The organism is Cupriavidus sp. OV096 (assembly GCF_900115455.1).
Lineage (GTDB): Bacteria > Pseudomonadota > Gammaproteobacteria > Burkholderiales > Burkholderiaceae > Cupriavidus.
On record NZ_FOWM01000001.1, the window covers coordinates 357,561 to 371,374 of the forward strand.

At 67.3% G+C, this 13,814-nt stretch carries 13 protein-coding genes; 4 read left to right on the forward strand and 9 right to left on the reverse strand.

Annotated elements, in window-relative coordinates:
- Positions 1-45: 45 nt before the first annotated feature.
- The gene (locus BM115_RS01650; RefSeq protein WP_255370657.1) at positions 46-717 is read left to right on the forward strand and encodes a hypothetical protein; all 672 of its coding nucleotides are present in this window, start codon (positions 46-48) and stop codon (positions 715-717) included.
- On the opposite strand, the gene waaC is transcribed toward BM115_RS01650, so the two are convergent.
- On the reverse strand, positions 690-1,724 hold the full coding sequence (gene waaC / locus BM115_RS01655) for a lipopolysaccharide heptosyltransferase I (protein WP_092289856.1): 1,035 nt from the start codon (positions 1,722-1,724) through the stop codon (positions 690-692). The genes BM115_RS01650 and waaC overlap by 28 nt on opposite strands.
- 159 nt (positions 1,725-1,883) lie before the next feature.
- Complete coding sequence (locus tag BM115_RS01660) at positions 1,884-2,483, reverse strand: cysteine hydrolase family protein (protein ID WP_092289858.1); 600 nt, start codon at positions 2,481-2,483, stop codon at positions 1,884-1,886.
- An 82-nt stretch (positions 2,484-2,565) separates the two neighbouring features.
- Between BM115_RS01660 and BM115_RS01665 the strand changes: the two genes are divergently transcribed.
- Together BM115_RS01665 and BM115_RS01670 are read left to right on the forward strand one after the other, a co-directional pair.
- Positions 2,566-3,414, forward strand: coding sequence for a LysR family transcriptional regulator (locus tag BM115_RS01665; RefSeq protein WP_092289860.1), 849 nt, complete (start codon positions 2,566-2,568; stop codon positions 3,412-3,414).
- A gap of 227 nt (positions 3,415-3,641) precedes the next feature.
- Positions 3,642-5,648, forward strand: a complete 2,007-nt coding sequence (locus BM115_RS01670; RefSeq protein WP_255370658.1) for a diguanylate cyclase domain-containing protein — start codon at positions 3,642-3,644, stop codon at positions 5,646-5,648.
- A gap of 65 nt (positions 5,649-5,713) precedes the next feature.
- Here BM115_RS01670 and BM115_RS01675 read toward each other — a convergent pair whose 3' ends face one another.
- The 6 genes from BM115_RS01675 to BM115_RS01700 form a co-directional block, all read right to left on the reverse strand.
- On the reverse strand, positions 5,714-7,441 hold the full coding sequence (locus BM115_RS01675; RefSeq protein WP_092290841.1) for an ABC transporter substrate-binding protein: 1,728 nt from the start codon (positions 7,439-7,441) through the stop codon (positions 5,714-5,716).
- 74 nt (positions 7,442-7,515) lie between these two features.
- Positions 7,516-7,824 carry a DUF2160 domain-containing protein gene (locus BM115_RS01680; protein WP_092289864.1) on the reverse strand — a complete coding sequence of 103 codons (309 nt, stop codon included), beginning with the start codon at positions 7,822-7,824 and terminating at the stop codon, positions 7,516-7,518.
- Positions 7,825-7,855: 31 nt separating this feature from the next.
- Positions 7,856-8,683 carry a carbohydrate ABC transporter permease gene (locus BM115_RS01685; protein WP_092289866.1) on the reverse strand — a complete coding sequence of 276 codons (828 nt, stop codon included), beginning with the start codon at positions 8,681-8,683 and terminating at the stop codon, positions 7,856-7,858.
- Complete coding sequence (locus BM115_RS01690) at positions 8,676-9,560, reverse strand: carbohydrate ABC transporter permease (protein WP_092289868.1); 885 nt, start codon at positions 9,558-9,560, stop codon at positions 8,676-8,678. The genes BM115_RS01685 and BM115_RS01690 overlap by 8 nt, the downstream gene beginning before the upstream one ends.
- Complete coding sequence (locus BM115_RS01695) at positions 9,557-10,666, reverse strand: ABC transporter ATP-binding protein (RefSeq protein ID WP_092289870.1); 1,110 nt, start codon at positions 10,664-10,666, stop codon at positions 9,557-9,559. Before BM115_RS01695 ends, BM115_RS01690 begins: the two co-directional genes overlap by 4 nt.
- A 1-nt stretch (position 10,667) precedes the next feature.
- Complete coding sequence (locus BM115_RS01700) at positions 10,668-11,786, reverse strand: ABC transporter ATP-binding protein (RefSeq protein WP_092289872.1); 1,119 nt, start codon at positions 11,784-11,786, stop codon at positions 10,668-10,670.
- A 181-nt stretch (positions 11,787-11,967) separates the two neighbouring features.
- On the opposite strand from BM115_RS01700, the gene BM115_RS01705 reads away from it, so the two are divergent.
- Positions 11,968-12,738: a DeoR/GlpR family DNA-binding transcription regulator gene (locus tag BM115_RS01705; protein WP_177219831.1), complete on the forward strand. Its 771-nt coding sequence runs from the start codon at positions 11,968-11,970 to the stop codon at positions 12,736-12,738.
- Positions 12,739-12,910: 172 nt separating this feature from the next.
- On the opposite strand, the gene purU is transcribed toward BM115_RS01705, so the two are convergent.
- Positions 12,911-13,777, reverse strand: coding sequence for a formyltetrahydrofolate deformylase (purU, locus tag BM115_RS01710; RefSeq protein ID WP_092289875.1), 867 nt, complete (start codon positions 13,775-13,777; stop codon positions 12,911-12,913).
- Positions 13,778-13,814: the final 37 nt, after the last annotated feature.

Consider the following 13,814-nt stretch of genomic DNA (forward strand, 5'->3'; position numbering starts at 1 on the left):
GCCGTGCTTACCGTGGGGGTTCCGTCCCACCACAAAGCGCCGCGCATGTCCCTCGATGTCCTTCCCGATGAAATCACCCTGCAGGCCGTCTCCGGCCGGACGCTGACGTGGACCGGCCACTACGCCGTGTCCGCCGGCCTGTTCGAGATCCGGCCGCCCCGTATTCCGCGCGACGCGCGCCCCGTGTTCGACGAGGATCTTGACTGCATCATCGGCTACCAGCGCAGCTTTGGCGGCTGCTATCAGTTGTACGACCTGAACGGCGACATGACGGCGATCTGGGAGGGGCTGCGGGACACGGTGCCGGTGGAGAAGCGCGACCCCATGCTGGTGGTGGGCGGCCTGTGGGCGGCCAATGTGCGCGGCCTGACCGCGCTGGCGCTGCCCGGCATCGGCTCGGCCATGGCCCCGACCACGCTGGCCCTGCTGCGCAAGCGCTTTTCCGGGCTGGCGGCCGCACCGCTGCTGTTCACGGCCGCCGCGCACACCACGATGAACGATGCGCACCGCTTCGTGCCGGTGCATATCCTGCGGCTGGCCATGCGCCACGGGGACCGCATCCAGCCGCCGCCCGGTGTGCCCGGCGCGGCGCGCTACCTGGCCCGGATGGCGATCCGGCGGCGGCCCTGCATGCTGGATGTGGTGACGACCCATGGCAACGCCACGATCGTCCAGTTCGAGTACTGGTCCTACGCGGACACGTTGCCGGCGGCCTGATGCGACGGACCCGACTGACCCGCCTGACCCGCCTGACCCGGCAGCTTGGGCGCCACGGAGTCGATGGCGGCCAGCACGGCCTCCACCGAGGGCGGCTTGCCCTGGTCGCCGATCGACACCGACTGGCCCGGCTTCTGCACGCCGAAGTGCTCGCACGAAGTGGCCGTGAAGATCATCACCGTGGGCTTGCCGAGCGCGTCGGCCAGATGGACAAAGCCGGTGTCCATGCCGACGACCAGCGCGGCGGCGTCCAGACGCTGCGCCACCTCGGTGATCGACATGCGCGGCAGCACCTCGGCGTCCGGAATCGCGGCGGCCAGCGCGCGGGACTCCTCGTGCTCCTTCTCCGAGCCCCACGGCAGCTGCACGCGGAACCCGCGCGCCGCCAGCGACTGGCCCACCGCAATCCAATGGGCCTGCGGCCATTTCTTGATTTCGGCGGAGGTGGCATGGAACAGCATCGCGCGCGGCACGCCGTCCGTGTTCAGCGGGGTGGCCGGGGCCGGTATGCGCAGCGCGTTGGTCTCGGCTTCGGGATAGGTGTAGCCCAACGCGTTGGCCGTCACCAGCCGCATCTTTTCGCGGCAGGTGGCGTTGCCATGCGGGCCGAAAATGTCGGTGTAGGCGAATTCGGCCTTCGCCTCCCCCAGGAATTCGGCGGCGTAGCCGAAGCGGCGCGGCGAGCGGGCCAGCCGGGCGACGATCGCGCTCTTGTAGACGCCATGCACGTCCACCACGACGTCGTACTTCTCGCGGCGCAACTCACGCACGGCGCGCAGGATGCCGCGCAGGTCCTTCCACTTCTTGCCGTTCTTCTTGAACTGCCGCAGCGGCGGCGCAATCACCCGGTCTACGCCGATGGCCCAGCGCGGAATGTCCGCGCACGAGGCGTCGGCCACCCAGTCGATGGCGGCGTCGGGATAGGCGCGGCGCAGGTCGGACACCAGCGGCAGCGTATGCACCATGTCACCGAGCGAGGTGATCTTGATCAGCAGGATTCGCTTCATGAAATCGGGGGCAGCGGATGGGCGCGCGGGCGATGGGGCCCGGGGCGCGAAGGCGCTAGTATGCCTGAGCCGCCCGGGCGGGCCGCGGTCGGACCTGCCATCCACACCCCCTACGCGCCCGGGGCGTCACAGGGCCAGTTCGCCCAGCCCGGCTCCCCCCTATTGCCAGACCGAGGCGTCCGGCACCACCGTGGCGAACCGGTCATTCAGCGCCGCCAGCGTAACCCGGTGCAGTTCGGCAGCTGCCAGCGGCTCCCCGCCGAGCGGATCGGGCAAATCCCGCGTGGCGCAGGCGCTGGCCACCAGCGTGACGCGGTAGCCATGGTCGAGCGCCGACCGCACGGTGGCGCTGACGCACATATGGGTCTGGAAGCCGGCCACGATCAGTTCCTTTTTACCCAGCGCGGCCAGCCGGGCGTCCAGCTCGGTGCCGGCGAAGCTGTTCGGCAGCTGCTTGACCACGGTTTCCTCGCCAGGCGCGGGCTGGAGCCCCTCGATGATCGCGGCATACGGGCCGGCCGGGTCGAACGCGCCGCCGGCCTTGCCGTGATGCACCACATGGATCACCGGCGTGCCGTGGGCACGGGCGCGCGCCAGCAGGTCGGCGCAGGCCGCCACGGCCTCGGGCATGCCGGTCAGCGGCAGCTTGCCATCGATGTATTCGCGCTGATGGTCGATCAGGACCAGCACGGCGGCTTCCCAGGCGGCAGGGGTGCGGCTGGCACCGGCGGCGTCGAGCAGCGTGAAGGGCGCGGACATGGGGCGGTTCTCCTGGTTGGGTATGCACGCAGCGTAGGGCAGGCTATGCTGTGCGCCAATTCGCCACGAACTCACACTCACTGTGCAAAAAAGCACAATCTCCTGGGACGACCTGCTCACGCTCTCCACGCTGATCCGGGCCGGCAGCTATTCGGCCTGCGCGCGGGAACTGGACATTACCCACGCCACGGCGATCCGACGCATCCGCCGGCTGGAGGCGGCGCTCGGCAAACCCGTGGCCACGCGCACCGACGGCACCTTCGTGCTGACCAGCGTGGGCCGCAATGCGCTGACGGCGGCGCGGCAAATGGAGCAATCGGCCGACCGCCTGCTGCGCGAGATGGAAGGCGCGAGCGCGGGGGTGTCTGGCGTGGTCCGTGTGGCGACCACGGCGGCGCTCGGCAGCGACTTCCTGACGCCCCGGCTGCCGTCGCTCTACGCGCAGAACCCCGATATGGAAGTCCGGCTCGAGGTGGACAACCGCGTCACCAGCCTCGCCCGGCGCCGCGCCCATATCGCCGTGCGGCTGAACCGCCCGCACGAGGGCGAACTGGTGGCCCAGCGCGCCGGCACGCTGCGCTTCGGGCTCTATGCCTCCGCACGCGGGCCGGTGGCCGACGACGCGCCGCTATGCGGCCTGCTCGACGAAGGCTTCACGCTCCCCGAAGTGGCGTGGCCGCAGTCCCTCGGCCGGCCGTTCTCGTTCCAGTCCAACAGCCTGCTTGGGGTGCGCGCCGCCGTGCGCGCCGGGCTCGGCATCGCCCTGCTGCCCCACTTCCTGGCCCACGACGATCCGGCGTTGCAACTGGTGCGCGAGGTGCCCGAGGTGATACGCGAGGTCTGGCTCGCCTACCCTGCCGAATTCCGGGGCGCCTCCCGCTTCCGGCCCGTGATCGACTGGCTGGCGGACACCCTCGCCGACTGCCCTTAACGCAACAACGCGCACCCCGGTCCACCATCGCCTGTTGCATCGGCACGACCCACGCGGCGCATGCGCCACCTCGTGTGGCATGCCGCACCAGATTGCCGAAAAGGCCGTCCGGCGCGGCCCTGCGGTCTGCTACGCTACGAATCGGTTGCCAGCCAAGGGGCGGGGGTTGTGGATCAAAGCCCGGCAGCCGATAAAACGGGTTCAGTGCAAATACCAAGAAGAGATTCATGCGGCACTCCTTGAAGTACCGGATGGCGATCGCCGCAGCCGGCGTGGTCACGGTCATTCTCGTGACGCGCGCTTGCTACGCCCAGTTCTATGCCTATGAAAGCCTGAAGACGCTGCTTCAGGCGCAGCAGGACACACTGGTCAAACTGGTCGCCGGCCAACTCGACGAAAAACTCGAATCCCGTGAGGTGGTACTGCGCCGCCTCGCGCGCACACTTGCGCCCCATCTGGACGAGACCCCGCGCCAGCAGTCGGCCCTGGCTACCGACGCTGTCGATATGCCCGAGAGCTTCAACGCCGTGTTCCTGGCCCGCCCGGACGGCACGCTCTCGTTCAGCACCGCCGTGCCGGAAGGCGTAAAGATGACCGTGGGCGAGCGCGACTATTTCCGCGCCATCGAACGTGGCGCCTCGTTCGCCGTGTCGGACCTGCTGCAGGGCAAGCACTCTGCCGCGCCGGGCGTCATCCTCGCCGTGCCGATGCGCGATACGGACGGCAAGCTGCGCGCCGTGGTGGGCGGCGTGCTGAACCTGTCGGCCAACAACTTCCTGCGCGAACTGGCGCACAGCCGCGTGGGCGTGACCGGCTACTACTGCCTGGTCTCCGCCGGCGCCAATCCGCGCTACGCGCTGCACCCCGAGGCGGACCGCGTGCTGGCGCCGGCCCATGCCCTCGGCGAAATGTGCGGCGCCGAGCAGGCCGAGTCCGACTGGGAAGTCTTCTGGCCCACTCAGCCCATCGTGTCGCGCTACCTGCTGTCGTCGAATGGCTGGGAGGTGGTAGCGGTGCTTCCGGCGGAGGAAGCCTATGCCCCGCTGATCGACGTCCGCCAGCGCACGGTCGTGATCGGCTTCTTTTCCCTGCTGATTACCGCCGCGCTGATGTGGCTGGTGATTCGCCGCCTGCTTGCCCCGCTCGAGCACCTGCACCGCACGGTGCGCCAACTGGCGATGCAGCCCGCCGCCGTCTCGGACCTGCCGGTGCGGCGCGACGACGAGATCGGCGAACTGGCCGGCTCATTCGCCGAGGTGCTGCACCAGCTTTCCGAGCGAGAGGCCGCGCTGAAGGCCGCCAAGGACCGTGCCGCCGCCAGCGAGAAGCGGATCGAGGCGATTGCCAACCATGTGCCGGACTTCGTCGCCTTCATCGACGTCAACGAACGCTTCGCCTTCGTGAACCAGGCCTACGCGCGCCACTTCGGCCTCCCTGCCGATCAGGTGGCCGGGCTGTCGCTGCGTGAGCTGTGGGGCACGCCGGAATATGTGGCGAATGCGCCCTATCTTGAAGAGGCCCGCGCCGGACGCGTGACCACCTTTACCCGCGAGTCGGCCGATGGGCTGGCGTGGGAGGTCACCTACCAGCCGGCGTGGAACGACGCCCAAGACACGGTGTCCGGCCTGCACATGTTCGCGCGCGACGTGACCGGGGAGCGCCAGAAGCTGCGCTCGCTGGAGGCACAGACCCTGTCCGACCACCTGACCGGCCTGCTCAACCGCAAGGGCTTCGATCGCCGGCTCAACGAGACCATGGCCCGCGCCGATGCCGGCGGCCACCGCGCGGCGCTGCTGCTGGTGGACCTGGACGACTTCAAGGCGGTGAACGACACCTACGGCCACCCGGTGGGCGACCGCCTGCTGGTGTCCTTCGCCGAACGGCTCGCCACCTGCGTGCGCAAGGGCGACGCGGTGGCCCGCATCGGCGGCGACGAGTTCGCCATCATCCTGGACAACGTATCGAACCCGGCCACCGTGGAACGGATTGCCCAGACCGTGGTGCAGGCCGCGCTGCGGCCCTTCCCCGTGGATGGCCTGACGCTCGTCTCCACGGCCAGCGTGGGCAGCGCCATCCATCGACCGGATACCGGCTCGTCGGTCAGCGAGTTGTTCATGCGGGCCGACATGGCGCTCTACGAGGCCAAGCGCCACGGCAAGGCCCGCCATGCCGCGCCGAATTGCGCGCCGGTTGGTGCCCCAACCGCCCCCGCCGGCGCGATGTCCGGAACCTGAAACGGAACGGTGGCGCCCCAACCGCTGGCGCCACCGTCCCTCCCCCCTACCGACTCACCGGTGCATCACCGCACGCGGCCTTCCTTCCACGCCTGGAGCAGCTTGTCATAGGCGATGGTCTCGCCCTTCGGCTTCTCGTTGTCCAGCTTCTTCCAAGGCGCGTGCTCGGTGCTCAGCCACTTGGCCGGGTCGCTCTTGGGGTTCAGCTTGGGCGCACAGTTGGTCATGCCGGCGCGCTGGAGCCGCGCCATCACCTGATCCATCTCCTCGGCCAGGTTGTCCATGGCCGCCTGCGGGGTCTTCTCGCCCGTCACCGCCGTAGCCACGTTCTTCCACCAGAGCTGGGCCAGCTTCGGGTAGTCGGGCACGTTGGTACCGGTCGGCGTCCAGGCCACGCGGGCCGGGCTGCGATAGAACTCGATCAGGCCGCCGTACTTGGCCGCGTTCTTGGTCAGGTAGTCGGTGTTGATGTCGCTCTCGCGGATAAAGGTCAGGCCCATCAGCGACTTCTTCAGCGAGACCGACTTGGCCGTCACGAACTGGGCGTAGAGCCACGCGCCCGCCAGGCGGTTGGGGTCGGTGTTCTTGAAGAAGGTCCAGGAGCCCACGTCCTGGTAGCCGTTCTGCATGCCCTGCTTCCAGTACGGCCCATATGGCGACGGCGCCATGCGCCACTTGGGCGAGCCATCGGCATTCACCACCGGCAGGCCCTTCTTGGTCATGTCCGCCGTGAAGGCCGTGTACCAGAAGATCTGCTGGGCGATCTGGCCCTGCGCGGGCACAGGGCCGGCTTCGGAGAAGGTCATGCCCATGGCCTGCTGCGGGGAGAACTTCTTCATCCATTCGATGTACTTGGTCAGCGCGTAGACCGCCGCCGGGCTGTTGGTGGCGCCGCCGCGTGAGACCGAGGCGCCTACCGGCGTGCACTTGTCCTCCGCCACGCGGATGCCCCACTCGTCCACCGGTATGCCGTTGGGCAGGCCCTTGTCGGCGGTGCCGGCCATCGACAGCCAGGCGTCCGTGAAGCGCCAGCCGAGCGAGGGGTCCTTCTTGCCGTAGTCCATGTGGCCGTAGACCTTCTTGCCGTCCAGCTCCTTCACATCGTTGGTGAAGAAGTTGGCGATGTCCTCGTAGGCCGACCAGTTGGTCGGCACGCCGAGGTCATAGCCGTACTTGGCCTTGAACTTGTCCTGCAGGTCCTTGCGGGCGAACCAGTCGGCGCGGAACCAGTACAGATTGGCGAACTGCTGGTCGGGCAGCTGGTACAGCTTGCCGTCCGGCGCCGTGGTGAACTTGGTGCCGATGAAGTCCTTCACGTCGAGGCCGGGATTGGTGAATTCCTTGCCGGCGCCGTTCATATAGTCGGTCAGCGGCAGGATCGCGCCATAACGGTAGTGGGTGCCGATCAGGTCCGAATCGGAGATCCAGCCGTCGTAGATCGACTTGCCGGACTGCATCGACGTCTGGAGCTTCTCCACCACGTCGCCTTCCTGGATCAGGTCGTGGTTGACCTTGATGCCGGTGATTTCCTCGAACGCCTTGGCCAGCGTCTTGGACTCGTATTCATGCGTGGTGATGGTCTCCGACACCACATTGATCTGCGTCACACCCTTGGCCTTGAGCTTGGCGGCGGCGTCGATGAACCACTTCATCTCGGCCATCTGCTTGTCCTTGGCCAGCGACGACGGCTGGAACTCGTTGTCCACCCACTTCTTCGCGGCGGCCTCGTCGGCTCGCGCCCCGCCGCATGCCAGCGTGGCCGCCATGGCCAGGGCCGACATCCCCAACTTCACGTGCACTTTCATCAGTGTCTCCTATTGGAATAATGGAATGATGGAACGGCAACGACTGCGCGCGCCGGCGGGCGTCAGCCACGGCGCATGACCACAAGCAGCACCACGGCCGCGATGGCCGCGCTGATCCAGATCGACGGTTCCTCCGCCAGCCCGAACCAGGTCTGCATCTTCTCGCCCAGCCCTACCCAGGCCAGGTTGATCCACGCGGCGAACATCAGCCCGATGAACAGCCGGTCGCCGCGCGTGGTGGCAATCGGCAGGAAGCCCTTGCGCATGACCGTGGGGGAGCGCGCCTCCCAGACCGTCATGCCGATCAACATCATCACCACCAGCGCGAAGAACACCGCCACCGGGGTGGTCCAGACCATCCAGCTCAACATGTGACGAACTCCTCTCTTTGACCGGGGCGCGCTACACGCGGCCCATGGCGAAGCCCTTGGCGATGTAGTGCCGCACGAACCAGATCACGATGGCGCCCGGCACGATGGTCAGCACGCCGGCGGCGGCCAGCACGCCCCAGTCCATGCCGGAGGCCGACACCGTGCGGGTCATGGTGGCCACGATCGGCTTGGCATTGACCGAGGTCAAGGTCCGCGCCAGCAGCAGCTCCACCCAGCTGAACATGAAGCAGAAGAACGCCGCCACGCCCACCCCGGCCTTGATCAGCGGCAGGAAGATGGTCAGGAAGAAGCGCGGGAACGAGTAGCCGTCCACATAGGCGGTTTCGTCGATCTCGCGCGGCACGCCGGACATGAAGCCTTCCAGGATCCAGACCGCCAGCGGCACGTTGAAGACCAGATGCGCCAGCGCCACGCCGAGGTGGGTGTCCATCAGCCCGATGGTGGTGTAGAGCTGGAAGAACGGCAGCAGGAACACCGCCGGGGGCGTCATGCGGTTGGTCAGCAGCCAGAAGAACACGTGCTTGTCGCCGATGAACTGGTAGCGCGAGAACGCGTAGGCCGCCGGCAGCGCCACGCTGATCGAGATCACCGTGTTCAGGGCGACGTAGATCAGCGAGTTGATGTAGCCGGAGTACCAGGAGGCATCGGTGAAGATGGTCCGGTAGTGCTCGAGCGTGAACGATGCCGGCCACAGCGACAGCGTGGTCAGGATCTCCTCGTTGGTCTTGAACGACATGTTGACCATCCAGTAGATCGGCACGATGGCGAACAACAGGTAGACCACCAGGAACACCGGCCGCCATGCGCCGGCCCGGTTGCTGGCGTGTTGACTAGCCATGGGGCACCTCCTCCCCGCCGGACGTGCCGGCGCGCTGCATCCAGTTATAGAGGATGAAACAGGTCAGCAGGATGATCAGGAAGTAGACAATCGAGAACGCCGCCGCCGGCCCCAGGTCGAACTGGCCCACCGCCTTCTGGGTCAGGTACTGGGAAAGGAAGGTGGTGGCGTTGCCCGGCCCGCCGCCGGTCAGCACGAAGGGCTCGGTATAGATCATGAAGCTGTCCATGAAGCGCAGCAGCACGGCAATCATCAGCACGCCGCGCAGCTTGGGGAGCTGGATGTAGCGGAAGACGGCGAAGCGGCTCGCCCCGTCGATCTGGGCCGCCTGGTAGTAGGCGTCCGGAATCGCGCGCAGCCCGGCGTAGCAGAGCAGCGCCACCAGCGGGGTCCAGTGCCAGACATCCATCACCAGCACCGTGACCCAGGCATCCACCGCGCTGCCCGTGTAGTTATAGTCGAATCCCATCGCCTCCAGGGCGGCGCCGAGCAGGCCGATGTCGGTGCGGCCGAAGATCTGCCAGATCGTGCCGACCACGTTCCATGGAATCAGCAGCGACAGCGCGATGATGACCAGCACCGCCGACGCCCGCCAGCCCTTGGCCGGCATGGCCAGCGCCAGCAGGATGCCGAGCGGGATCTCCACCAGCAGCACGGCCAGCGAGAAGCCGAGCTGGCGGATCAGGGCGTCGTGCAGTTCGGCATCGCGCAGCACGGTGCGGAACCATTCCGTGCCGACGAACACGCGGCGCTCCGGCGAGATGATGTCCTGCACCGAATAATTGACGATGGTCATCAGCGGCAGGATGGCGGAGAACGCCACGCACAGCACCACGGGCAGCACCAGCAGCCAGGCCTTCTGGTTGACGGGCTTCATTGGACCAGTTCCTCGTTGATATAGAAGCAGGTGTGGCGATTGAACACCGTGAGCCACGCCGTGTCCCCGGGGGCCAGGGTGGCCGCCTCGGTGCCGAGCCGGGCGCGCAGGATGCCGCCGGCCTGATCGCCCTCCCCCGCCACCGTGCCGGTGACGAGCCAGTACGTGCCGATGTCCTGCGCGCGCGTCACGCGCATCGGCATGGCCTGGGGGTCGTCGGCGGCGGCCAGTTGCAGGTACTCGGGCCGCACCCCCACCTTGAAGGTGCCGGCGCCCTCCAGCGCGGCGCCGATGCCCGCCGGCAGCTCCGGCATGTAGCGGCGCCCGGCCACCTCGATGGCGCCGTTGCGCCACGTCCCCGGCAGGAAGTTCATGCCCGGCGAGCCGATGAAATTGCCGACAAAGGTATGCGCGGGCCGCTCGAACAGCGCATCGGCGGCGCCCACCTGCACCGCCTTGCCGCGCGACATCACCACCACCTGATCGGCGAAGGTCAGCGCCTCGGTCTGGTCGTGCGTCACGTAGATCAGCGTCAGCCGGAATTCGTGATGGATTTCCTTGAGCTTGCGCCGCAACTGCCATTTCAGGTGCGGATCGATCACGGTCAGCGGCTCGTCGAACAGGATGGCCGAGACGTCCTGCCGCACCAGCCCGCGCCCGAGCGAGATCTTTTGCTTGGCGTCCGCCGCCAGCCCGCTCGCGCGGCGGTCCAGCGAAGCCGACAGGTCTAGCATTTCGGCGACTTTGCCCACCCGCTCCTTGACCTGGGCCGCCGGCACACCGCGATTGCGCAGCGGAAAGGCCAGGTTCTCGCCGACAGTCATCGTGTCGTAGATCACCGGAAACTGGAACACCTGGGCGATGTTGCGCGCCTGCGGCGTGGCGGCGGTCACGTCCTGGCCATCGAACTGGATCGTGCCCTGCGAGGGCCGCAGCAGGCCGGACACGCAATTCAGCAGCGTGGTCTTGCCGCAGCCGGAGGGCCCGAGCAGCGCGTAGGCGCCGCCATCCTCGAAGGTGAAGCGCAGCGGCAGCAGCGCGTAGTCCTCATCGGTCTTGGGTTCGGCGACGTAGGAATGGGCGAGGTCGAGGTCGATCCTGGCCATCTCAGCCACCCGTCTCGGTGATGGGCGTGCTGACCACATCGGCCAGCGCGCCGGGCCGCTGGGGCGCATGGATGCGCAGGCCGGCGGCGTCGAACAGGTAGAGATGGGCCGGCTCCAGATGCAGCGAGAGCGGCGCGCCGAGTTTCAGATCGAGCACCCCGGCGAACTGCGCCACGAGGTTGCCCATCGCCGTATCGAGGTGGACGAAGGTGTCGGAGCCGGACAGTTCGGCCAGCGCCACCTTGCCCGGCACCGCCACCGCGCCGGGCACGGCGGCCAGCCGCAGCGCGGCGGCGCGCACGCCCACCGTGACCGGGCCATCGGGCGCCTGCACGTCGGGGAGCGGAATCACGATGTTCCCGGCCAGCGTTACGCGGCCCGCTTCCAGCCGGCCTTCGACGAGGTTCATCGGCGGATCGCTGAACGCCCGCGCCACGCGCAGCGAGGCGGGATAGTGGAAGACCTCGGGGGTCGGACCGTACTGGAGCAGTTCGCCGGCATCGAGCACCGCCGTGTAGCCGCCGAGCAGCAGCGCCTCGGCCGGTTCGGTGGTGGCGTAGATGACCGTGGCGTCGCCATGGGCGAACAGCTGGGTCAGCTCCTCGCGCAATTCCTCGCGCAGCTTGTAGTCGAGGTTGACCAGCGGCTCGTCCAGCAGCATCAGCGGCGCGTTCTTGGCCAGCGCCCGGGCCAGCGCCACGCGCTGCTGCTGGCCGCCGGACAACTCCGCCGGGTAGCGCGCCAGCAGGTGGTCGATGCGCAGCCGGCCGGCGATTGCGCGGACCTGGGTGTCCAGCTCCGGCCCGCGCACGTTGCGCAGCCGCAGCGGCGAGGCGATGTTGTCGAAGACGGTAAGCGAGGGGTAGTTGATGAACTGCTGGTAGACCATCGAGACATTGCGCTCGCGCACCGGCACGCCGGTCACGTCGGTCCCGTCGGCCAGTACCCGGCCCGCGCTGGGCTTGTCCAGCCCCGCCATGACCCGCATCAGCGAGGTCTTGCCCGCCTGGGTGGCCCCAAGGAGAATGGTCACGGCCCCGCGTACAGGCGCCAGTGACATCGGATAAAGATAGGCTTGCGATCCCACCTGCTGCGCAACGCCGTCCAGGCTCAGTTGCATCCGGTCTCCATCGGTTCGATTCGTGTTCGAACTGCATTGGCGTGCTTGTTCGATCACATTCAGAACCGTGACCGAGGGGCACTATTCATGGCATCCCGCTCGTTTTAGCAAATAAACGAACACAAAACAATCGTGCAGTGCATCATTTGTTTTCGTTTGTGTTTGAACTAGAATGCGGCACATGACGCTCAATCCCCGCCAGACCGCCCTGCTCGAGGAAGTCCGCAACCAGGGCTTTGCCTCCATCGACGAACTCGCGCGCAAGTTCGGCGTGACGCTGCAAACCGTGCGGCGCGATGTGAATCTGCTGGCGGAAAACGGCATGCTCGCGCGTTTTCATGGCGGCGTGCGGATGGATGGGTCCACCACCGAGAACATCGCCTACCGGCAGCGGCAGGTGCTGCATGCCGAGGGCAAGGTGCGCATCGCGCGGGCCGTGGCGGCGGCGGTGCCGGAAGGCTGCTCGCTGATCCTGAACATCGGCACGACGGTGGAGGAAATTGCCCGCGCGCTGATGCATCACCGCGGGCTGCGCGTCATCACCAACAACCTGCACGTGGCCAATATCCTGGCCGACAACCCCGATTGCGAGGTCATCGTGGCCGGCGGCGTGCTGCGCTCGCGCGACCGGGGCATCATCGGCGAGGCCACGGTGGAGTTCATCCGCCAGTTCAAGGTCGATATCGGCCTGATCGGCATCTCGGGCATCGAGACCGACGGCACGCTGCGTGACTACGATTTCCGCGAAGTGAAGGTGGCGCGCACGATCATGGAGCACTCGCGCGAGGTGTGGCTCGCGGCCGATGCCAGCAAGTTCAACCGTCAGGCGATGGTGGAACTGGCGCCACTCTCCAGCATCGACCGCCTGTTCACGGACGAGCCGCTACGGCCGCCGTTTGTGCAGATGCTGGCGGACAGTGGAGTGAATTGTGTGGTGGCGGACGGGGAATGAAGCGGGGGCGGTGTCCTTGACCGGCGCCGTCCCTCTCCCCCGACCCCTCTCCCGGAGGGAGAGGGGAGGAACACCCTCGGCCTGTCACGCGCTGCCGGTTTGCTCCTCTCTCCCGCTTGCGGGAGAGGGGCCGGGGGAGAGCGTCAGCGCCCCTTGGTGCGATACCGTCCGTTTACTTGAAGACGACGGTCTTGTGCCCGTTCACCAGGATGCGGTGTTCGGCATGCCACTTGACCGCGCGGGCCAGCGCCACGCATTCCACGTCGCGGCCGACGGCGGTCAGTTGCTCGGGGTCCATGCTGTGGTCCACGCGCTCGATTTCCTGCTCGATGATCGGGCCTTCGTCGAGGTCGGCCGTCACATAGTGCGCCGTGGCGCCGATCAGCTTCACGCCCCGGTCGTGCGCCTGGTAGTACGGCTTGGCGCCCTTGAAGCTCGGCAGGAAGGAATGGTGGATGTTGATCGCGCGGCCGGCCAGCTTGCGGCACAGGTCGTCGGACAACACCTGCATGTAGCGCGCCAGCACCACCAGATCGATGTTCTGGTCACGCACCACCTCGAACACGCGCGCTTCCTGCGCGGACTTCTGCTCGGCGGACGCGTTCATCAGCGGCAGGTGGAAGAACGGCACGTCGTACGACGCGGCGAGCTGGTAGAAGTCACGATGGTTCGAGACGATCGCGGCGATCTCCACCGGCAGCCCGCCCGCCTTGGCGCGGAACAGCAGGTCGTTCAGGCAGTGGCCGATCTTGGACACCATAATCATCACGCGCGGCTTCACGGTGGCGTCGAATACATCCCACTGCATGCCGAACTGGTCGCCGACCGGCGCGAAGGCCTGGCGCAGCGCGGCGAGGTCCGGGCCGCCGGGGGCGGGCATGAAATGCACGCGCATGAAGAAACGGCCCGTGAATTCGTCGCCGTACTGGTCGGAATCGACAATATTGCAGCCGTGCTGGAACAGCAGGCCGGAAACAGCATGAACAATGCCCGGCTGGTCCGGGCACGAAAGGGTAAGGATAAATCCGGTGGCGCTCATCGTAGGCAAATCGGGCAAATCATCATGTGGCAGGCCG